The organism is Nocardia gamkensis NBRC 108242, assembly GCF_001612985.1.
In the GTDB taxonomy this organism is placed as follows: Bacteria; Actinomycetota; Actinomycetes; order Mycobacteriales; family Mycobacteriaceae; genus Nocardia; species Nocardia gamkensis.
This window is the reverse complement of sequence record NZ_BDBM01000042.1, coordinates 19279-41767: the sequence shown is the minus strand read 5'-3', so window position 1 is coordinate 41767 and position 22489 is coordinate 19279. Positions and strand designations below refer to the sequence as shown.

Sequence of the window (22489 nt, the reverse complement as noted above, 5' to 3'; positions counted from 1 at the left end):
GGACCACGAACACCCAGCGCCTCAGGCGCTGGAAGACATCAACCTCTGCGCATGGGCACGTGCGGGATGCCGTCTTCTTCGAATTCCGGCCCGTCGACCTTGAAGCCGTGTTTGGTGTACAGGTCGATCAGGTAGCTCTGGGCGCTCAGGCGAACCGTCGCCGAACCGACCTCGGCCAGCGCCGCCTGCAGCAGTCGAGTGGTGTAGCCGTGCCCGCGGGCGGGCGCCGCCGTGCAGAGCCTGCCGATCCGGAAACTCTTCACGCCGTCGTGGTGCTCCTCGCACAGCCGCAGCGTGGCGATGACCTCGCCCTCGTCATCGAGCCAGAAGTGCCGGGTCTCCGGGAGGAGGTCGTTGCCGTCCAGTTCGGGGTACGCGCACTTCTGCTCGACGACGAACACTTCGACGCGAAGTTTCAACAGCTGGTAGAGCGTCGCGGTATCGAGATCCTGCGCCCAGGAGCGTTTGAGAGCAACCGTTGACATCATCGCGCCTTGCTATCACAACCTAGGCGTTCGCCGCGACCCCTGCATGTCGCGGCGTGTTGTCGCCGCCGTCGACGAGGTTCAACGTCTTGGAGGTCCAATCCCACACTTCGTGGAACAGCGCCGGGTCCTCGGACAGCTTGATGCCCAGCGAGGGCACCATTTCCTTCAGCTTCGGCGTCCACGTGGCGTACTCCTGCGGGAAGCACCGCTGCATGACGTCCAGCATGGCGGTGACGCAGGTGGAGGCGCCCGGGGACGCGCCGAGCAGACCGGCGATGGTGCCGTCCTGCGCGGAGATCACGGCGGTGCCGAACTCGAGTACGCCGCCGGCGCCCTTACGGCGGATGACCTGCACGCGCTGGCCCGCGGTGATCAGCTCCCAGTCCTTGGCCTCGGCGCGCGGGATGAACTCCGACAGCGTGATGACCTTGCCCGCCTCCGACTTCAGCAGCTCGCTGACCAGGTATTTGGTCAGACCGAGCTCGGTGACGCCGACGCCGAGCAGCGAGAAGATGTTGTTCGGCCGCACCGACTTGAACAGGTCGGTGTTCTTGCCGTCCTTGAGGAACTTCGGCGTCCAGCCCGCGTACGGGCCGAACAACAGGCCCGGCTTGCCCTTGATCACGCGGGTGTCCAGATGCGGCACCGACATCGGCGGAGCGCCGACCGCCGCCTTGCCGTACACCTTGGCCTCGTGCTGGTTGATCAGAGCCGGGTTGACGCAGCGGAAGAACTGGCCGCTGACCGGGAATCCGCCGAATCCCTTCGCCTCTTTGATGCCTGCCTTCTGCAGCAACGGCAGAGCGCCGCCACCCGCGCCGACGAAGACGAATTTGCTGTTCAGCGTGCGCGTCTCGCGGGTGCGCACGTTGCGCACCGTGACCAGCCAGGATCCGTCGGACTGCTTGGACAGGTCGCGCACCTCGTGCCCGAAGGCCAGGTCCGCGCCGGAGGAGCCGAGGTAGGCGAGCAGTTCCTGGGTGAGGGAGCCGAAGTCGATATCGGTGCCGCCGTCGGTCCAGTTCAGCGCGATCGGGTCGGAGAAGTCCCGACCGCGTGCCATCAACGGCAACCGCCGGGTGAACTCGTCGGGACCGTCGATGAACTCCATGCCCTCGAACAGCGGGTGCGGCGCCAGCGCTTCGTACCGCTTGCGCAGGTATTCCACGTTTTCGGCGCCGTGCACGAAGCTGACGTGCGGGATCGGGTTGATGAAGGCGGACGGATCGCGCAGGATGCCGTTCTCCACGCCGTAGGACCAGAACTGGCGGGAGACCTGGAACCGCTCGTTGATGTCGACGGCCTTGGTGATGTCCACCGAGCCGTCGGGTAGCTGCGGGCTGTAGTTCAGCTCGCAGAGCGCGGAGTGTCCGGTACCCGCGTTGTTCCACGGATCGCTGCTCTCGGCCGCGGCGGCGTCGAGCCGCTCGAACAGGGAGATCGACCACTCCGGCTGCAGCTGCCGCAGCAGCGCGCCGAGAGTGGCACTCATGATGCCGGCACCGATGAGTACTACATCGGTCTTTTCAGTCATGGCAGCGTTCGGCACGGGTAGATCGACTTCCTTGTCCTTCTGCGCGGGCCCACCGGGCGGGTGGACCTGCCTGGGCACGGTGTAGTTGTGGCTCGGTTCCGGCGTCCGCCGGTCCCGAACGGCATGGCGGGAGTCAGGTTACCCGCCGTTCACCTAAGCCCAATTGTGCACCTCACCACGCCGCCGCCCGGCAACGAGCCTGCGGAATGTGCGGAATGCGACAGAGATCGTCGTCACTTCGGCGGCCGATGGCACGCCGTGGTCTGTCGGCGCGTGACACTGTCCAATACATTGGTCGCGTGACGAACGAACAGTCGCTTGCCGAGCCGGTCAGCACTTCTCCGGAGGGTGAAGGCTGGCGCCCCGACGTCCTGGGCCCGCAGTACCAGCAGCGCACGCTGTCGCTCGGCCCCGATCCCGACGGCGAGGGCGAGGTGGTGGCCACGCTGGTGCGCTACGTGCCCTCCGGCGCCGTCGAGCAGACCGCGGGCGCGGTGCTCTACGTCCACGGATTCACCGACTACTTCTTCCAGGAACACCTCGCCGAGCACTTCGCCGCGCGCGGATTCCAGTTCTACGCGCTCGACCTGCGCAAATGCGGCCGCTCGCTGCGCGACGGACACACCCCGCACTATGTGACGGATCTCGCTTTCTACGACCGCGAGCTCGCGGAGTCGCTGCGGATCGTCCGGGCCGAGACCGGCGCCTCCGTGGTTGTCAACGCCCACTCCACCGGCGGCCTGGTCGTGTCGCTGTGGCTGGACCGGCTCAACCGCGCGCAGGGTACGGCCGCCGCGGGCATCACCGGCGTGGTGCTCAACAGCCCGTGGTTCGACCTGCAGGGTCCCGCGTACTACCGGACCGTCGGAACGCCGATCATCAAAGCGGTCGGACGCTTCCGGAGGATGGTCCAGCTGCCCGGCGCCAAGATCAGCACATACGGCGACAGCCTGCACCGCTCCGCGTCCGGCGAGTGGGATTACAACCTGGACTGGAAACCGCTGCACGGCTTCCCGGTGCGGCTCGGCTGGCTGCGCGCGATCCGCAACGGCCACGCGCGGCTGCACCAGGGCCTCGACATCGGCGTGCCCTCGCTGATCCTGCGCTCCCGGATGACGAAGTTCGCCAAGGAGTACGGCCCCGCCGTGGACGTGGCCGACGCCGTGCTCGACGTCAAGCAGATCCAGCGCTGGTCGGGCTGCCTGGGCGACCGCACGAACATGGTGCCGATCGACGGCGCCAAGCACGACGTGTTCCTCAGCGGTGCCGAACCGCTGGCCCAGGCCTTCCGCGAGCTCGACAACTGGCTCGAATGGCTCGCGGACTACCAGGGGGCGAAGTCACCAGAGGCTGGTGCGTAGCACGATCTCGGTGGCCAGCTCGTGGCCTGCTTCGGTGGCCACGTCGGTGACGTCTACCTCGACCACCCGGAACTCGCCGTAGACGAACCGTCCCGACGCGTCGGCCACCGAGCGCGGCAGATTCTTGGTGACCAGCAGCGTCGTCGGCACCTCGACCGGGCCGGTCGACGCGTCCGCCACCGCTCCGTCGGGCCCTGGCGTGGCCGGGTGCCCGCGATCGGCCACGACCAGGCTCTGGAAGCGGCCGAATCCGCGGGCGCACGCCTGCCATGCCAGCACCGCGCCCGCGCCGCAACCGGCCACGTTCACCCACGGCAGAGCGAGTTCGTCCAGGATCGCGGTCACGGCGGCCGCGTCGAGACCCTGGATCGACTCCACCGCGAAGGTGCGCAGATCCGAGGTGTGCAGACGGGCGCACACCTGATCGAAGACGTCCGCCGAATCACCCGCGTCGGGCAGCAGCAGCACGCTGTGCCGGGATTCCGGCCCATCGATCCGCACGGTCCACGCCCGGTCACCCACCGTGATCTGCCGAGATTCCATGCCGAATCACGCTACACGGATCAGGGCATTACGGCGGCGGGTCGGGGGTGGCGGAATCAGGCGAGCAGGCGCATCCCGGCCCGCTCACCTGCGTTGTGATCGAAGGTGACGGTCAGTTCACAGCCGGCCTCCTGGCCGAGCTGCTGGATCAGCGCGTCGGCGAAGTCCGCGCCGTCGGCGGCCCGCCGCAGCGCTTGGCGCACGGTGTCGGCACGCTCCACCACGATTTCGCTCGAGTCGAGCAGCCCGAGCAGCACATCGGTGACAGCCTCGGGATCCTGTTTGTAGCCACGGCGCAGCACCCAGTGGATCTCGGCGAGCACGATCATCGTGACGTAGCCGGGTTCGGTCTCGCTGAGCCCGTCGATCACCTGGTTGGCCCGGGCGGACTGCTCCGGGTCGTCCTGGGTGAGGTAGCGGATCAGCACATTCGCGTCCAGCCCGATCATCCGCGCTTACCTTCCACGACGTTGCCCGCGATCGCCTCGTTCATCTCCGCGAGGCCGATGGGCGAGCCGGACCAGCCGAGGATGCCTTTGAGCGCCTTGATCGTGCGCGTCTCGGGCACCAGCTCGTAGGTGCCGTTGGGCGTGGGCACGAACGCGACTCGCACGCCCGCGCGCAACCCCATCGCCACGCGCACATCGATCGGGATCGTGATCTGCCCCTTACTGGTCACCGTCGCCGACACCACATTCGTCCCTCGGCCGCTGGGCCTCTTCTCCGCCGCCATCATCCTCACACCCGACCGTGCCGACCGACTCCAAGCCTTACCTGGAGCCGAATTCCTTACTGCAAGGTAAGGCGCTGGGTGGCCCGCGTCAACCGATATGGTCGCCCGCGAGCACCGCGTCGGTCGCCAGGATGGGCAACCCGGCAGGCGCGCCCTCGGAGAGCAGCCGCTCCAGCGCGGCGATGTCGAGGTGGTCTTCGATCAGATCGGCCAGCAGATCGAGCTGTGCGGCACGCACCGCCGACACCGAGACATCGTCGGCCACAACGAAACCCGTGCGGCCGGCCGCCGTGGCGACCGCGCGGAGCCAGGCGCGGCGCAACTCGTCGGACTCCAGCAGCCCGTGCAGATGGGTACCCCACACCGCGCCGCGAACGCTGCCCTCCGGCTCGCCGTCGACCGTGAGCCACGCCGAGTCACCGCGGTGCGTGACGCGGCCGTGGTGGATCTCGTAGCCGCGCACGGCGATTCCCGCGGCGTGCCCTTCACTCCGGCGCAACACCTTGGATTCGGCGAACTCGACGGTCAGATCGAGCAACCCCAGCCCGTCGACCTCGCCTGCGCCGGATTCGACGCGGTCCAGGATGCGAGTGCCGAGCATCTGGTAGCCCCCGCAAACGCCCAGGATCGGCCCGCCGGCGGCGGCGCGTGCCCGCAGGGCGTCGGCGAGGCCGGTACGCCGCAGCCACCGCAGATCCGACACCGTCGCCTTGCTGCCGGGCAGGACCACCAGATCGGCGCCCGCCAGCCGGGACGGCTCGGTCACCCAGCGCACCGCCACGCCGGGTTCGCAGGCCAGCGCCTCGACGTCGGTGGAGTTGGAGATGCGCGGCAGCCGGATCGCGGCGACGGTCAGCCAGTCGGCGCCCAGCGGGGGCCGAGGGCGGCCGACCGGCGCGTCGCCGAGGGTGCTCAGCGAGTCTTCCGCATCCATCCAGAGGTCCTCGGCATACGGCAGCACTCCGAGAGTGGGGCGGCCGGTGAGTTCGGTGAGACGCTCCAGCCCCGGCCGCAGCAGCTCGACCGCGCCGCGGAACTTGTTGACGATGAAACCCGAGATCAGTCGCTGATCCTCGGGTTCCAGGATGGCGACGGTGCCGAACAGGTGGGCGAGCACGCCACCGCGATCGATGTCTCCGACGAGCAGCACGGGCAGTTCCGCGGCGCGCGCGAGCCCCATGTTCGCCAGATCCGTCGCGCGCAGGTTGATCTCGGCGGGCGAACCAGCGCCCTCGCAGACGACCACGTCGAATTCGGCGCGCAGCGCGGCGAGATCGGCGGCCACCACGTCGCGCAACTCCCGGCGATGCCGGAAGTAGTCTTCCGCGCCGACGGTGCCGATCGCCCTTCCTCGCACGACCAGCTGGGAACGACGGTCGCTGCCCGGCTTGAGCAGGACCGGATTGAACCGCACGCTGGGCTCCAGCCCGCACGCCTCGGCCTGCAACGCCTGCGCCCGCCCGATCTCCCCGCCGTCGAGCGTGACCACGGAGTTGTTGGACATGTTCTGCGCCTTGAACGGGGCGACGCGCACGCCGCGCCGTGCCAGCATCCGACACATCCCCGCCACGACGACACTCTTCCCCGCATCCGAGGTCGTGCCCGCGACGAGCAGCGCGCCCTTCATCGCCGTCCGGTCATCCGGTGAGCGGCCACCCGGGCGGCCGGATCACGGCGGGTCACGGGAGGGTCAGGATCTCGGTCCCCGATTCGGTGACCACCAGGGTGTGCTCGAACTGGGCGGTCCACTTGCGGTCCTTGGTGACCACGGTCCAGCCGTCGTCCCAGATCTCGTAGTCGATGCCGCCGAGGTTGATCATCGGCTCGATGGTGAACGTCATGCCCGGTTCGATGACGGTCTCCACCGCGGGCTGGTCGTAGTGCAGCACGACCAGTCCGCTGTGGAACGTCGGGCCGACACCGTGGCCGGTGAAGTCGCGCACCACGCCGTAGCCGAACCGGTTGGCGTAGGACTCGATGACGCGGCCGATCACGTTCAGCGCCCGGCCGGGCCGCACGGCTTTGATCGCCCGCATGGTGGCCTCCTCGGTCCGCTCGACCAGCAGGCGCACCTCCTCGTCGACGTCACCGGCGAGGAAGGTCTTGTTGGTGTCGCCGTGCACGCCGTTGATGTAGGCGGTGACGTCGATGTTGACGATGTCGCCGTCCTCGATCACGGTGGAGTCCGGGATGCCGTGGCAGATCACCTCGTTCAGCGAGGTGCAGCACGACTTCGGGAAACCCTTGTACCCCAGAGTCGACGGGTAGGCGCCGTGGTCGCACATGTACTCGTGCGCGATGCGGTCCAGCTCGTCGGTGGTGACACCGGGCGCGACCGCCTTGCCCGCCTCTTCCAGCGCCTGCGCGGCGATCTTGCCCGCGATGCGCATCTTCTCGATCGTCTCCGCGGTCTGCACCCAGGGCTCGCGCCCCTCGTCGGCGGTCTTCTTCCACGCGTATTCCGGGCGCTCGATGGCACGCGGGACTTCACGGGTGGGCGACAACGTACCGGGGACGAGGGGCTTGCGAGTGCGGACAGACATAGCGAACAGCGTAATCAACCGCCCGCGCCGATGCCGAGGGCCAGCGGGAACAGGATCGGACCCCGGTCCGGTTCCGGTCCGGTGCGCGCGGCCTCGAATCACCCCACGCAGGGCGGTGGTCATCGGCCGCCCCTCGGCGCCGTGACACCGATCCACTATTTTCGTCGCACGCACTCTTCAGGGATTTGCCCGCGCGATCAGTGACCATATCTACGCCCACAAAGCCCCTGTGTGCCGCACTCGTCTCCACGCGGCGGCGACCGTGTATGTCACGGTCGACAAGGCGGGTCGCGAAGAGCGGCCGGGATTGGTACAGGTGACCCTGATAAGTCGTAAAGAGACATACTATGAATTCCTGCGCAGCGCGTTCGCTCTCACGGCGCAGACGGGATTGTCGGCCGGATTCTACGCATGGACAACTTCGAGGGATTTCGCCCCCGCGCAGGAGATTTCAGCCAGCGGATAACCGAGTTCATGGCCGCTTGCCGGTCGCCACCATGTCGTCCAGCGACGACACGGTCGAGCTGCTGACCGAATTTCCGAACTCGGCCGAAGAAATGCTCGATAAGCAACGACGACTCACCGCTCCGGCACCAACGGCCCGCTCGCCATACCATGGGCGAGGTGTCCGTACTACCTCTGATCTTCACCGCAGGCTGGGCCAGTGGTGTGAACGCCTACGCGGTGGTCCTGTTGCTCGGGCTCTTCGGCCGGTTCGGATTCACCGATTCCGTGCCGGAAGCGTTGCAGCGCACCGATGTCCTGATCGCGGCCGCGGTGTTGTTCCTGATCGAGGCCGTGGCGGACAAGATCCCCTATCTCGACTCGTTCTGGGACGCGGTGCACACCGTGGTGCGGCCGATCGCGGGAGCCGTGGTCGCCGCGCTGCTGGCCGGACAGGACGGATCACTGCCGGAGCTCGCGGCGGGCGCGGTCGGCGGCACCGCCGCGCTGATGAGCCACCTGGTGAAAGCCGGAACGCGGATGGCCGTCAACACCTCCCCGGAGCCCGCCAGCAACATCGTGGTCAGCACCGCCGAGGACGTGACCGTCGCCGGAGTTGTCTCCCTCGCAGTTTTCCACCCTGTGGCCGCGGCGGTGATCGCGGCGATTCTGCTCGTCCTCGGTCTGGCGCTGGTGTATTTCTGTGCGAGCCGAATCCGTCGTTATCTCCGGCGGCGGCGCGCCCGCCGGGCAGCGCGCGCGGGCGACAGCCTACAAGTCGCGGAATAATTGCCACGCAGCGGAATAGGTGGCGGGCGTGCCGCGCCAGTCGACCACGCGGCACGCCGGGCGGGGCGCCCCATTGCGCCCGCCGTCACTGTGCCGGCGACAGAATCGCCCGGCCGAAGCCACTGGTCGGATGACTCGGAACCGGGACGTCGCCATTCGGACGAGTGACGCTGCGGGGCAGTGTCACTACCGCGGACGAGACCACCGTCGCGACGAAATCATTGTTCGGGCAAACGGCGGCGGCCACCGGCCACGTCGGTTACCAGATCAGTGTACCCGTCCACCAGTTCGGCCAGTTGATACCAATGTTTATGGGTATTGTCGCTGCGCGCGCCCTCGGTGTGAATGACCCGATTCGCATTCACCCAGCTACGCGCCATCCGGTCCACCACGGCGCCGAGGCTTTCGGTGTGCAGCGAAGCCCCGTTGCGATGCTGCGGGATCTCCTGCGCGACCCAGTCGTTGATCTCGTCGACGAGTTCGCGGCGCCGACAGTCGATTTCGGCGAGGAGTGCGGCGTCCACCACCTGCACGCGGTGCTGATGCAGCTCGGCGAGTGCGTGTGCGGACCGCAGCAGCTCCCTGTCCTGGAAACGCCGACCCTGGAAAGCGCACAGCAATTGTGGTGCGGTCGGTAAGACGCCCACCGTCGGCGCGCTCATCGGCGCCCCCCGAGTTCACCCGACACCAACGCTCTTTGTACCAACATAATTGGCTCTCGATTCCGTTATCCCGGCCATCGGATCGTTGTCACAACTAGGCTAGCTGGATCATGCACGTACAGATGCAAGAACGCAAGATTGCGTCCGCATTCTGCGGTCAAGGGCTCCTGACGGCGCGTGAACGCCCAGAGCAGACCGGCCGCAACCCTTTTCGACTCCCCGGTCGAGTCCACTCCACACCCGTCGGCGATGGCGCGCCTCGCCGCTCGTTCCCGACTCGTGGTCACCTTCGCGGGCCGCTCACCCGCCCGTGAGTACGAAATTCGGCCGCCTCCGCGAACCTTCGGTCGGCACCGGTGGGCCGATCGTGCCCGCCGGCCCCGGAGGGGCGATGAGAATCCTTCGCGCGATCACCCGATACCGATGCGGCGCACCGATCCTCGGCGCGTGAGCCGCATTCAGAGCTGGGTCGCCGCGGCCAGCAACGTCAACACCGGTAGCGTTCCCTGCACCACCGCGGCTCTGGCGAACCGGCGGTCGTGCGCCACAAGCACCACCGCGGCGGCCAGCATCGACCCGCAGCCGCTGAGCACCAGCGCCCATCCCGCTTCCGGCGCCGACCGCAGGATCGCCACGCCCACCAGTGTCGTCACCGCGAGAAACAGGTTGTAGAAGCCCTGATTGAACGCCCATGGCCGCGCCGAGGGCAGTTCGGCCTCGGAAATCCGGAAGACCCCCTGGTAGACCTTCGGGTCGCCGAACCGTACCGACTCCATGACGAAGATGCCGACATGGAGCACAGCGGCCGCGACGGCGAACACCTGTACCACCCAGAGCATTCGACCTCCTCACGATGCGCGCCGACCGGTGAGGCCGACGATGGATCCCGCGGAGATCCGCGCGACAGCCCGGTCGACTCCGGCATGCCGAGGCATCTTATGGCCCGAGCAGCGCGCAGCACCTACCCGACACGCCGCCATACGATTCGGTCGACCGGCCAGTCCGAAAACACGCCGCGCATTGCCGTCGAGGTACAGCGAGCGGGTCTCGTCGTCCAGGCCGAGGGCGGCGAGGCCGTCGAGCGCGTGCTGCGGGAAGATCATCGGATAGTTCGTACCGAACAGCACCTTGCGCCGACCGCTACGGGACTTCAGATAGGAGACCAGTTCGGCCGGAAGGCGTTTCGTGGTGTACGCCGAGGTATCGATGACGACGTTCTCGTGCTTGCGCGCGACGGCGATCATCTCCTCGGTCCACGGGTAACCGATGTGCCCGCAGACGATGGTCAGCTCCGGGAGTCGGTCGGCGGTAGTTCCCACAGCCACGGAAGCACCCGCAGGCCCTTGAACCCCCGCTCCACCCGGCGGCGCAGTTCCCGGACCGCCTCCATCGGCCTGCGCACGTCCACCGACGCGATCGCGAGCAGGCGCTCCGGCGCCTCGGCCACCCAGGCCGCGACCTCGTCGTTGGAGATGAGGACGCCTTCCGGCGCGTGCCACGCCGAGATGAGGGCTCGGTCGACGCCCGCGGCGTCCATCGCGTCGAGGGTGACCTCGAGCGGGATCTCGTCGGTCGGTATCACGGCTCCGGTCCACCGCCGTAGCGAGGCGAAGATGTCGTGGGCGAGGAATCGCCGGGTCGGATGTTGCGCCCAGACGTCGATGGTCATGCGGATTCTGACACACGTCCTAGCTGCTCGACAGTCCTGCGCCGACGTCCGCTATGGGAGGTTTTCCGGGGTGACACCGGCCGCCGGACAGCGACTTCCGCGCCTCGAAGGCATGTTGCCCTGCCGAAACGCATGCCCCCGCGCCCACCGGTGCACACTTCCGCAGCATCCTCTCCACCTGATCTTCTATATCGAACGTAATAACCGGGGACGGGGTTCGCTGGGCATAAACTGGGTATCTACCGCAGGACTGAAGACATCCGACGCAGAGCAGGACCATGGCCGGTTCGGACCCGTTCGCCACACAGCACGATCGGCCTCCAGGTATCGAGCGGGAACTGGAGGGCGCGGGCCTCGACGACCCCGAAGTGATCGGCAAGGGCGGGTTCGGTGTCGTCTACCGCTGCAGGCAGCGGGCGTTGAATCGCAGCGTCGCGGTCAAGGTCCTCACCGCACGGCCGGAGCTGGAACCGGAGAACGTCGAACGATTCCTACGCGAGCAACAGGCGATGGGCGCGCTGTCCGGTCACCCGAATATCGTGCCGATCCTGCAAGTGGGCACCACCCGCAGCGGGCGGCCCTACCTCGTGATGCCGTATCACTCGCGCGGTTCGCTGGAGGACCGTATCCGCCGGGAAGGTTTTCTGCCCGTGCCCGAGGCGATCGGGATCACGGTGAAATTGGCCGGCGCTCTGGAGACCGCGCACCGAGCCGGAATCCTGCACCGCGACATCAAGCCGGGGAATGTCCTGCTGACCGATTACGGCGAGCCGCAACTCACCGATTTCGGGATCGCCCGGGTGGAAGGCGGATTCGAGACCACCACGGGAGTGGTGGCCGGCTCCCCCGCGTTCACCGCGCCCGAGGTGCTGCGTTCCGGCGTTCCCTCGGTCGCCTCGGACATCTACGGACTCGGCGCGACGCTGTTCGCCATGATCACCGGCCACGCGGCGTACGAGCGCCGGTCCGGCGAGCAGATCGTCGCCCAGTTCCTGCGCATCAGCGCCGAACCGCTGCCGAATCTACGGCTCGACGGCATCCCCGACGAGGTGGCCACCGCCATCGAGGTCAGCATGGCGCACAACCCCGCCGACCGTCCGGCCTCGGCCGCCGCGTTCGGCGAGATCCTGCGCGATATCCAGCGCGGCAACGACATGCCGGTCGAGCACATGACCCTGCCCGCAGGCGATCGGCCCGCGTCCGAAGACCTCAGCACGCGGCCGTTGACCGCTACCGCGCGGTTCTCCACTCCGCCCCCCAAGACACCGCCGACACCCGAGACCAAGTTCCGCCCTGCGATGTCCACCCGGCCGCTGGTCCAGCGCGAGCGCCTGATCGACGCGTTGCAGACCGAGCCGCGGCCGCGCCTGGCCGTCATCCATGCCCCGGCCGGGTTCGGCAAGAGCACGCTGGCCGCCCAGTGGGCCAAGCGTCTCGCCGAGACCGACAAGGTGGTGGTGGCCTGGTTGAATGTCGACCGTGACGACAACAACGTCGTCTGGTTGCTGACGCATCTGATCGAGGCGTTCAACCGCGTGAGCCCGCTGGCGCCCGACCTGGCGCCGGTCTTGGAGGAGGGCGACGCGGCCGCCGCGCGCTACGTGCTCACCACGCTGGTCGACGCCATCGACGAACGCGACGAGCGGTTCGCCTTGGTGATCGACGACTGGGATCGGATCACCGATCCGGCCGCCGTCGACGCCCTGCACTATCTGATCGAGGAGGGCCCGCAGCACCTGCAGATCATCCTGACCAGCCGATCGCTGGAGGGCCTGCCGCTCGGCACCATGCGCGTGCGCCACCAGCTGGTCGAAATCGACGCGGCCGCATTGCGTTTCGACGCCGAGGAGGCACGGACGTTCCTCGCCGAGCAGACCGGGCTCACCCTGGCGGACACCGAGAGCGCCGAGCTGCGCGACTACACCGAGGGCTGGGCGGCGGCATTGCAACTGGCGTCGCTGTCGCTGCGCGAGCACCCCGACCCGGCTTCGCTGATCGCCCACCTGTCCGGGCGTGACCATGCCATCGCCGAATACTTGGCCGAGAACGTGCTGGACACCGTCGAGCCCGAGCTCCTCGACGTGCTGCTCAAAACGTCACTGCCGGAACGGGTCTCGGGCAAACTCGCCACGGCCCTGACCGGGCGGCCGCACGGGCAGGATCTGCTGGAGAACCTCGAACGCCGCAATCTGTTCCTGCGCCGTGTCGACGAGAGCGGCGACTGGTTCCGCTACCACCATCTGTTCGCGCAGTTCTTGCGCAGGCGACTCGAACGAGACCATCCCGAGCAGGTCGCCGGACTCCACCGCGCGGCGGCCGCCTGGTTCGGCGATCACGGGCTGCTCAGCGAGGCCATCGACCACGCGCTGGCCGGCGACGACGGGGAAATGGCCGTCGACATCCTCGAGGCGAAATCCCGCGCGCTGGTGGAAGACGCGCAACTGGCGACGTTTCTCGGGCTGGTCGCCAAGCTTCCGCCCGCGGCCGCCGCCGCGCGTCCTCGGCTGCAGATCGCGATCGCCTGGGCCCACGCGGTGCTGCGCAGGCCCACCGAATCGCACGCCGCGTTACGGCTGGTACGGGCCGGGCTGGAGAAGGCTCCGGCCCCCGACCCCGATCTGGCACTCGAAGCCGACCTCATCGAGTGTGTGGAGCGCGCGTTCTCCGACCATCCGGAAGGTGTGGACGCCGTGGTGAGCAAATGCCTGGGCCGGGCCGACACGCTGGGGCCGTGGGTGCTGTGCGAAGCCGCGAACCTGGCCGCGTACACGGCGTTCAGCCGGTTCGACTTCGATCGGGCCCGGGAATGGCACGACTGGGCCACACCGTTCTACCGGCAGACCCGCAGCACGTTCATCTTGATGTACAGCCACAGCCTGGTCGGCGTCGCGGCACGCGAACAGCTCGATATGGGTGAGGCGGAGCGCAGCTTCCAGACCGCGCTCGACATCGCCAAGTCATCGGGCCCGCGGTCCTACGCCGCCCGCCTGGCCGGCGCCATGCTCGGCGAGCTGCTCTACGAACGCGACCAACTCGCCGCCGCGGAGCGCCTGCTGGACGAAGCGGGACGGCTCGGCACCGAGGGCGGGCCGGTCGACTTCCTGATGGCCAACTACGCTACCGGCGCCCGGATCAAGGCCTTACGCGGTGACCTGGCGGCCGCCGCGCGCCGACTGGACGAAGGCGCCGAGGTGGCGCGTGCGCTGAAGCTGCCACGGCTGGCCACCCGCATCGCCAACGAGCAGGTCCGGCTCGGCCTGACGGCCACCTACGTCACCGAGCCACCGGCCGGGGAAAGCGGTATCGCGACGATGACCGCGGAGATGCGCGAGGATTCCGCGATCCGGATGCTGCTGCGTTCCGGAGCCGCCAAGAGGGTCGCCGCCGCGTCCGCGCGCGCCCGGCAGTTGCGGGATTCCATCGACGCCGATCGGCGCCCCCGGGCCGCCGCCCAGGCGTCACTACTGCTCGCCTCCTGCCTCGCGGCGGCGGGAAAGACCGAATCGGCGAAGGACGAGTTGGTCCCGGTAGTGATCCGGTACGCCGACGCCGGGCTCATCCGTCCGTTGCTCGACGAGGGGCCCTGGATCGTGTCGCTGTTGCGCGGCTTGGACTACGACCTGCGCGCAGGGCATTGGGACGACGAGCGGCCGATGGTCCCGCCGAGGTTCCTGCACAGGCTGCTGGCGCGCTGAACACCCGCGCGAACGGCTGCCGGAGCTCCACGACCGTCACTCCGGCGACGGGCGTCGGCCACGCGCCATCACAGCCCGGAATCGCCCAGCGCGAGGATCACGCCCACTGATCGTTCGCGCGGCTCACAACACCGGTTGCGGACCGCGGGAGGTGTCGGTGTCCAGGATGTGCAACACCCACCGCCCCTTACCGTCGGCCTTCGCCCGGTAGAGGCCGGTATCGGCGGCGTCGAGCAGCGATTCGGCGTCCGCGCCCGCGACCGCGGTGACGACCGCGCCGATGCTGATCGACATGCGTAGTCGCCGGTCGCCCGCCGTGATGGGATCGACAAGCGCTTCGAGCAGGCTGTTCGCCACGGTGGCTACTCGGTGGTCGCTGGCCGGCGGCGGGATCAGCGCGACGAACTCGTCACCGCCGATGCGGGCGACCAGGCACCCCGATTCGCGCACACTGTCCTGCAGGCGCCCGGCGACCGCGGTCAAGATCTGGTCACCCGTGCCGTGACCGTAGCGATCGTTGATGTGTTTGAAGCGGTCGATGTCGACGAAGCACAATCCCGCACGATCCCCGTTGCGGGCGTCGGCGATCATCGCGTCGATCCGTTCGATGAGATGACGCCGGTTCGGCAGCCCGGTCAGCGGGTCGTGCCGGGCCTGCCGGTGCAACTCCTCGCGCATCCGGTGCTGTTCGGTGACGTCCTCGCCGACCGCGAGCAGGTAATCGCTCTGCCCGTCGACGCCCTTGACGAAGGTGATGGCGAACGACGCCCACCCGTAGCTGTCGTCGGCGCGGCGGATCCGCTGTTCCAGTCGCACCGTGCCCTGCCCGGCCGGGACCAGCTTCTCGTACACCAGCGTGCGGATGCCCTCGCGGTCGCTGGGGTGCGCGAAGTCGTAGACGGACACCCCGCGCAGGGCTTCCGCCGGCACCCCGATCATCTCCGCCAAGCCACGGTTGACGTCCAGCAAGGTGCCGTCGGTGTCGCCGATGGCGATCGCGATCGCGGCGTTGTCGAAGACCACGCGGAACCGCGCGTCGTCGGAACGGCGTGCCTCGCGCACCGCTTCCTCGTGCGCGCGCGCCTGAGCTTCGTATCCCTGCCCGACCGCCGCGAGCAGCGCCGCGAGCCGCCGTCCGGTCTCCGGAGCCGACCGGTGTTCGGCCAGTTCGTACAGAACCTGGGCGGACGTACTGGGCACGGCCGGGCCGAGCAGCCCCGCGGAGACCAGCGCCGAGCCCACCCGGTGACCGACGCCCGCGTCGAAGGGTTCGGCCTCCAGGCCGGCAGCCAACTCCTCGACCATCCCGAGCAGCACGACCTCGGGGTCCGGTACAGACGCGGACCCACCGGCGACGGCCTGCAGGGCGCGCCACCACAAGTTCGCCATCCTGGCGAGTTCGATCTGTTCCACCGCAACCCCCTCACCATTCAGGCCGGAGATAGCCCCCGACGCATCGTATCCACAGATGTTCGAGACCGTCGAGTACTGCCGACCGGAAGCATTCCCAGCAATGGCGAGATAGCGGAATTATTGCAACCCGTTCTCCCTGAAGATCGACGCGCCTTTGTACCGCAGGGTCGTGATCTGCCAGACCCAGGTCGCCTGGACGCACGCGACCAGATCGGCGAGATGCGTCGAGACCGTCGCCGCCAAGGCAGCGTCCTGCGCGGCCAGGCGGTCGCACCGTTCGGCGGCCACCGCGCCCAGCTCACGGAACTCGGCGAGCCGGGCGCGCACGATCTCGGTGGCAGCCTGCACGGCGGCCTCCAGTGACCATCCGGGATGGTTCAGCAGGACCGCCGGGATCAAATTGAAATCCGCCAGATCGACGATGCACTCCTTCTCGAACGAGAACACGTCATTCATCAGCGCGCCGATCTCGACGGTCAATATTCGCAACCGGTGCAGATCCTCGGCCAGCCCGGCGTGCCGGATGCGTTCCCACGGCAGATAGTCGTCCCGGCCGAACTCGCACAGCGCGATAGCCGGATACATGCCGGATACCTGCGCCCGCAGATCGATGTACTCCGCGACGCCGAGCAACCCGCCGCGAGCCCGGGCGTTCTGGTCCTGGATCGCGGGCCGCAGGTGCTCGATGGTGGATTCGACGAACCGGTCGAGCCAGGCCGGGTCCGCGAGGGCGGACAGCATCGCGAGGAACGCCGACGTCGAGGTCTCCAGAGCGGTGGCGTCCTCGGGGACCGCCCGGGTGCGCAGGAGCACGCACAGTCGGTCGATCGCCACCCGCGCCTCGCGCTGTTCGTCGTCGCGGAGGTGCCCGAACTTCTCCCGGCCGACGGTGTCGTTGAGCCAGAACAGAATCGCGTTGTAGAGACCGATGATCGTCATCCGCTCGGCGCTGACGGCGCCGGGGTGCAGGTAGGGCGTCATGCTGTTGTAGTGCGGTCCCGCGCGCTCGAGCCAGATGCCGTGCTCGCGGCAGAAACGTTCCACCTCCGCGCACGCTTGCTCGCCGAACCGGTTGGGCCGGAAGTCGCGGCAGTAATCGACGATGTCCCAGTCGGGTGTGCCGAACATCGCGCGCAACGACCACTGCCGCCCGGCCTGCAGCAACACCTGGTGTTGCCCGCGCATGTCGACGATTTCCCGCTCGAGTGCCGATGTGTACTCACTGACCACAACGGACTCCCTCCCACTATGGTTACTTTCAATGAATTGTCTCCGACTTATCGGGAGTGGGATCGGTCGAAGGGCGAAGATCACGCAACACCCTCCCCCGTATAGCGTTGGGACACCGGGCATTAGACGGCGACGCCGCGGCAAACGGCGGGTTCGGCCCGCGGCGGGGGGTCGCGGTGGCGCATGCAGGCAAGTGGCCGGTTCCGGACGCGCGGCAGCGACCGGAGTCCTCCGGCGCGCGACCTACGCTCGATCTATCGGCTGACGGTCACCGAACCCGGCGCTCACTTCGACGCGAGCACGTCGTGCATGGTCAGCAACAGATGGTCGAAGCAGGCTCGTTGCGAGGCCGGGCCGCCGCCCAGCGCGGGAACCTCGCCGACCAGTTGGCGCGCCAGCGTCCGCAGCTTGATGTTGGTTTCCTGGGAGCGCCACTGCAATACCCGGAACGCCTGTTCGGCGTTGATGCCGTACACCACCATGAGCACGCCCTTGGCCTGCTCGATCACCGCTCGTGATTCGACCAGCTCGGGCAGGGTGTCGTCGAGGATCTCCTGCCGGTTCTCCTCGAGGGTGCCGGACACGTCGATGAAGTAGCCGGCGGTGCCGACCACCAGCCCCCGGTCGTCGAGCAGGCGATCGGCGACGACGATGACGTGGTGGGTTCGCCCGGCGGTGTCGATGACGCGGTGGCGGCCACAGAACGGCTCACCGGTTCGCACCGCGGTGGCGATGGACTGGGCGACCAGCGCTCGGTCGTCGGGGTGCTTGTGCGCCAGCAGCAACTCCGTACTGGGTTGCGCCTCCCCCTCGGCGTAGCCGTATATCGCGGCCGCTTCGTCCGACCATTCCCATCGCTGATCCTCGAACCAGAAGCGGAAGCTGCCCACGCTCTGCGGCGTGCCCGCGATGACGCTCGCTATCGCGGAGGCGCTTCTCAGCGCGAGGTCATCCATCCTCGTCACGCGGCCATTATCCATCGGCGTCCGCGGCCCACGGTCCGGAACACGAGATGAAATCAAATTGTGGCAAACTCTCGGCATCCTCTATAAAGATCCCTCTAGCTGCATGGAATGACTATTCCTGTTAGTCATGAAACCTCTAGCAATTAAGCTGCAATAGCGGGTTCGCGACGCTCGAGAGCCGGAATCCACGCGGAAGCGCCGCCTTGCCGGCACGGCAGCGCCCCAGCCGAACCCACCCTCCGGCGGACGAAGCGGACGCATGGGATGGCATCCGGCGGTCGCTTTCCGGCCGCACGGCCTTCTCGCCGCCCGCATGCCTACGCGGAGCGGGTCCGCGAGTATCCGCACGCGGGCTCAACCGAGTAGCCGGTTCGGTTCACCCCTCGATCTCGGCCGCCGAACGCAGAGCCCGCGAAAACACTGACCATAACGTGGATCACTGGAGGTAGTCTCTGTTGCTGTGCCCACACTCGGCACAGATCCGCTGCACATAGGCCGCATTCGAGGGCGAACGTCATAACACGTTCCAGCAAGTGCGTAGACCGAAGGGGTTGTACTGATGGCAGGCAAGCGCACCGTACTGACCGTCCGGTTGCGGCGGCTCGCCGCGATGCTGCACGAGATGCGCGAGAATGCCCAGCTCAGCAAGGAAGAGGTCAGCGCGAAGACCGGCATCAACGTCACGACGCTGTACCGGATCGAGACCGCCCAGGCCCGTCCGCAGCGACGCACCCTCATGGCGATGCTCGACCTCTACCGCATCGCGGACGAGCAGCGCGAGGATGCACTGGAGCTCCTGTCCGACGCGCTGAAGCCCGGCATGTCGCGCGCCTACGAGGGCAGCGTGTCGGAGGTCTACGCCGCCTACATCAACTTCGAGTCCGAGGCGTTGTCGGCCCGGCACTACCAAACCTCCATCATCCCAGGACTTTTGCAGACCTATGAGTACGCGACGGCGGTGATCGACACCTCGATGCCGAAGCTGGAGGCGGCGGTCATGGAGAGCAGGGCGAAGGCCAGGATGGACCGCGCCGTCAACCTGACCAAGGAGAACCCGCTCGAGCTGTGGGTGGTCATGGACGAGGCCGCGATCCGTCGTTCCGTCGGCGGACCCGCCGTGATGCGCGGCCAACTCGACCGGCTCATGCAAGAGATCAAGCGTAAGAACGTGATTCTGCAGATCCTGCCGTTCGACGCGGGCGCGCACCCCGGGATGGCGGGCTCCTTCACCCTGCTGGATTTCCCCGATCCCGCCGATCCCGAACTGGTCTACGTGGAGGGCATCGCGGGCGACGAGTTGATCGAGGGCCACACCGAAATCCGCCGTTTCGGCGTCATTTTCGATCAGCTGCGGGCCATGGCGCTGAGCCCGCGCGACTCCGCGGCCATGATCGTGGAGGCCGCGCGCCGGATGGATCGGATGGAGTAGAGCGTCCGCTCCCCGCGAAACACGGCGGCGGACGGCCCGGTCGAACGACTATTCCGCGGCCGAATGGGTACCCTCGCCCTTACTGCCGAGGGGAGGACGCATGTCCGAAGTCACCGCGAATCCGACATCGGAATCGGGGCCGGAACTCAACCGGGTGATGGGGCCGGGGCTGCTCTTGCTGTTCGTGGTCGGCGACATCCTCGGCACCGGCATCTACGCGCTCACCGGCAAGGTGGCCAACGAGGTCGGCGGGGCCGTGTGGGTGCCGTTCCTCGTAGCGTTCCTGGTCGCGCTCATCACCGGTTTGAGCTATCTCGAGCTGGTCACCAAATATCCGCACGCCGCGGGCGCCGCCCTGTACACGCACAAGGCGTTCGGCATCCACTTCCTCACCTTCATGGTCGCGTTCGCGGTGATGAGTTCGGGTATCACCTCCGCTTCCACCGCCTCGCGGGCCTTCGCGGCCAACTTCGCCGAAGCCTTCGACCTGGAACTCGGCAGCGGGGCCGCGGTGACGGGGATCGCGCTGCTGTTCATGGCCGTGGTGGCGGCGATCAACCTGCGCGGTGTGAGCGAGGGCGTGAAGCTCAACGTGGTGCTCACCTGTGTGGAGCTGACCGGTCTGCTGATCGTCATCGCGATCGGCTGCTGGGCCTTGGGCGTGGGTGACGGCGACTTCTCGCGCATCGTCGAGTTCGACACCGGGGAGCGCAACGCGGTGGGCGGCGTCATCGTGGCCACCACGCTCGCGTTCTACGCGATGGTCGGTTTCGAGGACTCGGTGAACATGGCCGAGGAGTGCAAGGAGCCCACCCGCATCTTCCCGAAGGTCCTGCTCGCCGGACTGCTCATCACCGGGCTGATCTATGTTCTGGTGTCGATCAGCGCGGTCGCGCTCGTCCCCGCCGACCAGCTCGGCGAAGGCGACACTCCCCTGCTGAAGGTGGTCGAGGTCGGCGCGCCGAGCTTCCCGACCCATGTCTTCGCCTACATCACCATGTTCGCCGTCGCCAATTCGGCGCTGATCAACATGCTGATGGCCAGCCGCCTGATCTACGGCATGGCCCGGCAAGGGGTCTTGCCCCGGCCGTTCGGCCGAGTACACGAGCGACGCCGGACGCCTTACAACGCCATCATCTTCACCACGCTGCTCGCCCTCGGGCTGATCCTGTTCGTCGGTGAAGTGCCCGAACTCGGCGGTACCACGGCGCTGCTGCTGCTCGCGGTGTTCACCGTGGTCAACGTCGCCGTACTGGTGCTGCGCCGAGACCCGGTGCCGCACAAACACTTCAAGACGCCGACGCCGCTGCCCGTCCTGGGTGCGCTCAGCTGTGGCTTTCTGGTCACACCGTTCACCGACCGCAACCCGGCGCAATACGCCATCGCCGGTGTGCTGCTGGCCATCGGAATCGCGCTGTGGGGCCTGAACTACCTGGCCATCCGCGCCATGCGGGCACAACCCTTGGACAGCGGGCCTCCTGCGGAGTGACCGATCGGCTTGTGCCGCTGCGGATCATCTCCCTCGGTGTGCCGGAATTCCGTAGATGACTAGTCGCCGCCCGATAGGTAAGGTGGGCGCCGATGACCAGCATGGAAGCCCGTTTCGGGGATGCCACCCGGACCGTGCCCCTCCCCAACCCGTGGAATCTGACCGCTTATCTGGCTGCGGTGGCGGCCCATCGCGGACGTTCTATCAGCCTGCACCCCGTGCCCAAAGCGATGTTGGCCGACACGGGCTGCGGCGGAGGCGGCCTGTGGGTGGCACGCAAGCACGACGACATCATCGTGTACGACGCCGCGGCGACCGGCCGCAACGCCGATCACGTCATCCTGCACGAGATAGGTCACATGCTGCTCGGTCACCACAAATATCAGGAACGCGGCGATCCGCTGCCGCCCTCCTTGGCCGTCATCCTGCCCTCGATCTCGCCGCACTCGATCGAACACGTACTCGGCCGTGCCGATTTCGGCGTCGATCGCGAGCGGGAAGCCGAGGTCTTCGCCGACATGACCATGGTGTACTCGACCCTGCCGCGCCGGCGCAAACGGTCGTTCCGGCTGTTCGGGCGTAACCGATAGCTACCAGCGGTCGTAGCGCCCCTCGGGTAGTCGCCTCGCCCCGGCGCGCAGATCCTCGACGAGATCCTGGTAGCCGTCGGCCAATTCGTCGATCCGGACCCACGCGTCGTAGACGACAGATTCCGGCGCGTGCGTGAGCGCGACGAATGCCTGGGCGGCCAGCATGGCCAGGCGGTCCACCATGCGGCCCACGGTCTCCGCGTGCTCGGGAGCGGCGGGCGGCGGGATCGGCGTCGCCAGGGTGACCCAGCGGTCGATGCCGCGCACGAGTTGCGCCCGGCGCCGGTCGAGTTTGTCGCATCGGTTCGCGGGCGTGCGTTCGCGCGTCTGGTGCAGCTGAGCCAGTTCGCCGGCCGCGTCCAGCATCGGATGATCCATGTGCGGCAACCCGCGGAAGGCGGCCAGCAGCAGTTCTTTGCCGGGAATCACCCGGGCCTCGTATGCCTGGTCCATTTCCGGAACTCCCCTTCCGACCAGGATGGACGCGTCTCGGCCACGTCCTCGATGCCTTGCCTCGCCGGTGTCCCGGCACTGCCCGAACATCCACATGTGCCTAGCGTGACCGAGAGTCGCGTCTGCCGCCTCGGATTCGGCGAGTTCCGCCCACGCGACACGCCCATCACCCGGATTTTTCGGTCCCTGCCCGTCTCCCCTGTCGTGGCAAACATCCAGTGACCTTGGGTTTTTCGAGGATAGAGCTATCTTTCCTGCGACTATTGCCATCCGATCCGACACGCCAGCCACTCGCGAGCGAGCCGGGCAAACGCCGATTGATGCTGTCGCAAACAGGGCGAACGCGGCGGCCCCGGCTTCCGGCAGGCCGCGGCCCAGTAGCCGGCGAGCGCGCAGGCGAAGGCATCGACAGCCGCGGGGTCGACATCGCGGGTCACCGGATGGGCGGCGATGATCGGA

19 protein-coding genes and 1 pseudogene are annotated in these 22489 nt (G+C 67.7%); 6 read left to right on the top strand and 14 right to left on the bottom strand.

Annotation, left to right across the window (positions count from 1 at the left end):
• Positions 1 to 38: 38 nt before the first annotated feature.
• Both NG1_RS27105 and mqo read right to left on the bottom strand, forming a co-directional pair.
• Positions 39 to 488 (bottom strand): GNAT family N-acetyltransferase, encoded by a 450-nt coding sequence (locus NG1_RS27105; RefSeq protein ID WP_062975424.1) that lies wholly within the window; start codon positions 486 to 488, stop codon positions 39 to 41.
• Positions 489 to 507: 19 nt separating this feature from the next.
• On the bottom strand, positions 508 to 2022 hold the full coding sequence (gene mqo, locus NG1_RS27100; RefSeq protein ID WP_062975422.1) for a malate dehydrogenase (quinone): 1515 nt from the start codon (positions 2020 to 2022) through the stop codon (positions 508 to 510).
• 299 nt (positions 2023 to 2321) lie between these two features.
• Here mqo and NG1_RS27095 point away from each other — a divergent pair, with 299 nt between their 5' ends.
• Complete coding sequence (locus tag NG1_RS27095) at positions 2322 to 3383, top strand: alpha/beta hydrolase (RefSeq protein ID WP_062975420.1); 1062 nt, start codon at positions 2322 to 2324, stop codon at positions 3381 to 3383.
• Here NG1_RS27095 and NG1_RS27090 read toward each other — a convergent pair.
• From NG1_RS27090 to map, 5 genes are all read right to left on the bottom strand, one after another.
• Positions 3363 to 3926 (bottom strand): alpha/beta hydrolase, encoded by a 564-nt coding sequence (locus tag NG1_RS27090; protein ID WP_062975418.1) that lies wholly within the window; start codon positions 3924 to 3926, stop codon positions 3363 to 3365. The two genes, NG1_RS27095 and NG1_RS27090, sit on opposite strands and share 21 nt — an antisense overlap.
• Positions 3927 to 3982: 56 nt before the next feature.
• The gene (locus NG1_RS27085) at positions 3983 to 4375 is read right to left on the bottom strand and encodes a type II toxin-antitoxin system VapC family toxin (protein ID WP_062975416.1); all 393 of its coding nucleotides are present in this window, start codon (positions 4373 to 4375) and stop codon (positions 3983 to 3985) included.
• Positions 4372 to 4605, bottom strand: a complete 234-nt coding sequence (locus tag NG1_RS27080; RefSeq protein WP_245660075.1) for an AbrB/MazE/SpoVT family DNA-binding domain-containing protein — start codon at positions 4603 to 4605, stop codon at positions 4372 to 4374. The genes NG1_RS27085 and NG1_RS27080 overlap by 4 nt, the downstream gene beginning before the upstream one ends.
• A gap of 142 nt (positions 4606 to 4747) precedes the next feature.
• Positions 4748 to 6286: a cobyric acid synthase gene (locus tag NG1_RS27075; protein ID WP_062975414.1), complete on the bottom strand. Its 1539-nt coding sequence runs from the start codon at positions 6284 to 6286 to the stop codon at positions 4748 to 4750.
• 52 nt (positions 6287 to 6338) lie between these two features.
• The gene (map, locus tag NG1_RS27070) at positions 6339 to 7202 is read right to left on the bottom strand and encodes a type I methionyl aminopeptidase (RefSeq protein WP_062975412.1); all 864 of its coding nucleotides are present in this window, start codon (positions 7200 to 7202) and stop codon (positions 6339 to 6341) included.
• A 624-nt stretch (positions 7203 to 7826) separates the two neighbouring features.
• Between map and NG1_RS27065 the strand changes: the two genes are divergently transcribed.
• Positions 7827 to 8435, top strand: coding sequence for a DUF4126 domain-containing protein (locus NG1_RS27065; protein WP_063910449.1), 609 nt, complete (start codon positions 7827 to 7829; stop codon positions 8433 to 8435).
• Between the two features lie 218 nt (positions 8436 to 8653).
• Here NG1_RS27065 and NG1_RS27060 read toward each other — a convergent pair whose 3' ends face one another.
• From NG1_RS27060 to NG1_RS38565, 3 genes and pseudogenes are all read right to left on the bottom strand, one after another.
• Positions 8654 to 9013, bottom strand: coding sequence for a DUF4254 domain-containing protein (locus NG1_RS27060; RefSeq protein ID WP_062975470.1), 360 nt, complete (start codon positions 9011 to 9013; stop codon positions 8654 to 8656).
• Between the two features lie 542 nt (positions 9014 to 9555).
• Positions 9556 to 9936 carry a DUF1304 domain-containing protein gene (locus tag NG1_RS27055; RefSeq protein WP_062975408.1) on the bottom strand — a complete coding sequence of 127 codons (381 nt, stop codon included), beginning with the start codon at positions 9934 to 9936 and terminating at the stop codon, positions 9556 to 9558.
• A 9-nt stretch (positions 9937 to 9945) separates the two neighbouring features.
• Positions 9946 to 10634 (bottom strand): annotated as a pseudogene (locus NG1_RS38565) (amidohydrolase family protein).
• Between the two features lie 410 nt (positions 10635 to 11044).
• Between NG1_RS38565 and NG1_RS27045 the strand changes: the two are divergent.
• Positions 11045 to 14461, top strand: coding sequence for a serine/threonine-protein kinase (locus tag NG1_RS27045; RefSeq protein ID WP_062975406.1), 3417 nt, complete (start codon positions 11045 to 11047; stop codon positions 14459 to 14461).
• 123 nt (positions 14462 to 14584) lie between these two features.
• Here the strand turns inward: NG1_RS27045 and NG1_RS27040 are convergent, their stop codons facing one another.
• From NG1_RS27040 to NG1_RS27030, 3 genes are all read right to left on the bottom strand, one after another.
• Entirely contained in the window at positions 14585 to 15874 is a 1290-nt protein-coding gene (locus tag NG1_RS27040; RefSeq protein ID WP_245660073.1) for a GGDEF domain-containing protein, read from the bottom strand.
• Positions 15875 to 15991: 117 nt separating this feature from the next.
• Positions 15992 to 17104 carry a terpene synthase family protein gene (locus NG1_RS27035; RefSeq protein ID WP_245660072.1) on the bottom strand — a complete coding sequence of 371 codons (1113 nt, stop codon included), beginning with the start codon at positions 17102 to 17104 and terminating at the stop codon, positions 15992 to 15994.
• Positions 17105 to 17388: 284 nt separating this feature from the next.
• Positions 17389 to 18060 (bottom strand): PAS and ANTAR domain-containing protein, encoded by a 672-nt coding sequence (locus NG1_RS27030; RefSeq protein WP_062975404.1) that lies wholly within the window; start codon positions 18058 to 18060, stop codon positions 17389 to 17391.
• A 568-nt stretch (positions 18061 to 18628) separates the two neighbouring features.
• On the opposite strand from NG1_RS27030, the gene NG1_RS27025 reads away from it, so the two are divergent.
• From NG1_RS27025 to NG1_RS27015, 3 genes are all read left to right on the top strand, one after another.
• Positions 18629 to 19498, top strand: a complete 870-nt coding sequence (locus NG1_RS27025; protein WP_062975402.1) for a helix-turn-helix domain-containing protein — start codon at positions 18629 to 18631, stop codon at positions 19496 to 19498.
• Between the two features lie 100 nt (positions 19499 to 19598).
• On the top strand, positions 19599 to 20987 hold the full coding sequence (locus NG1_RS27020; RefSeq protein WP_062975400.1) for an APC family permease: 1389 nt from the start codon (positions 19599 to 19601) through the stop codon (positions 20985 to 20987).
• A 92-nt stretch (positions 20988 to 21079) separates the two neighbouring features.
• Complete coding sequence (locus NG1_RS27015; RefSeq protein ID WP_062975398.1) at positions 21080 to 21577, top strand: hypothetical protein; 498 nt, start codon at positions 21080 to 21082, stop codon at positions 21575 to 21577.
• Here NG1_RS27015 and NG1_RS27010 read toward each other — a convergent pair whose 3' ends face one another.
• Entirely contained in the window at positions 21578 to 22030 is a 453-nt protein-coding gene (locus tag NG1_RS27010; protein WP_062975396.1) for a DUF4254 domain-containing protein, read from the bottom strand.
• Positions 22031 to 22489 lie beyond the last annotated feature (459 nt).

Excerpts from the sequence above, each read along its gene's own strand:
- NG1_RS27105 (WP_062975424.1), bottom strand. The coding sequence starts at position 488 with ATGATGTCAACGGTTGCTCTCAAACGCTCCTGGGCGCAGGATCTCGAT.
- mqo (WP_062975422.1), bottom strand. The coding sequence starts at position 2,022 with ATGACTGAAAAGACCGATGTAGTACTCATCGGTGCCGGCATCATGAGT.
- NG1_RS27090 (WP_062975418.1), bottom strand. The coding sequence starts at position 3,926 with ATGGAATCTCGGCAGATCACGGTGGGTGACCGGGCGTGGACCGTGCGG.
- NG1_RS27085 (WP_062975416.1), bottom strand. The coding sequence starts at position 4,375 with ATGATCGGGCTGGACGCGAATGTGCTGATCCGCTACCTCACCCAGGAC.
- NG1_RS27075 (WP_062975414.1), bottom strand. The coding sequence starts at position 6,286 with ATGAAGGGCGCGCTGCTCGTCGCGGGCACGACCTCGGATGCGGGGAAG.
- map (WP_062975412.1), bottom strand. The coding sequence starts at position 7,202 with ATGTCTGTCCGCACTCGCAAGCCCCTCGTCCCCGGTACGTTGTCGCCC.
- NG1_RS27055 (WP_062975408.1), bottom strand. The coding sequence starts at position 9,936 with ATGCTCTGGGTGGTACAGGTGTTCGCCGTCGCGGCCGCTGTGCTCCAT.
- NG1_RS27045 (WP_062975406.1), top strand. The coding sequence starts at position 11,045 with ATGGCCGGTTCGGACCCGTTCGCCACACAGCACGATCGGCCTCCAGGT.
- NG1_RS27030 (WP_062975404.1), bottom strand. The coding sequence starts at position 18,060 with ATGGATGACCTCGCGCTGAGAAGCGCCTCCGCGATAGCGAGCGTCATC.
- NG1_RS27025 (WP_062975402.1), top strand. The coding sequence starts at position 18,629 with ATGGCAGGCAAGCGCACCGTACTGACCGTCCGGTTGCGGCGGCTCGCC.
- NG1_RS27020 (WP_062975400.1), top strand. The coding sequence starts at position 19,599 with ATGTCCGAAGTCACCGCGAATCCGACATCGGAATCGGGGCCGGAACTC.
- NG1_RS27015 (WP_062975398.1), top strand. The coding sequence starts at position 21,080 with ATGACCAGCATGGAAGCCCGTTTCGGGGATGCCACCCGGACCGTGCCC.
- NG1_RS27010 (WP_062975396.1), bottom strand. The coding sequence starts at position 22,030 with ATGGACCAGGCATACGAGGCCCGGGTGATTCCCGGCAAAGAACTGCTG.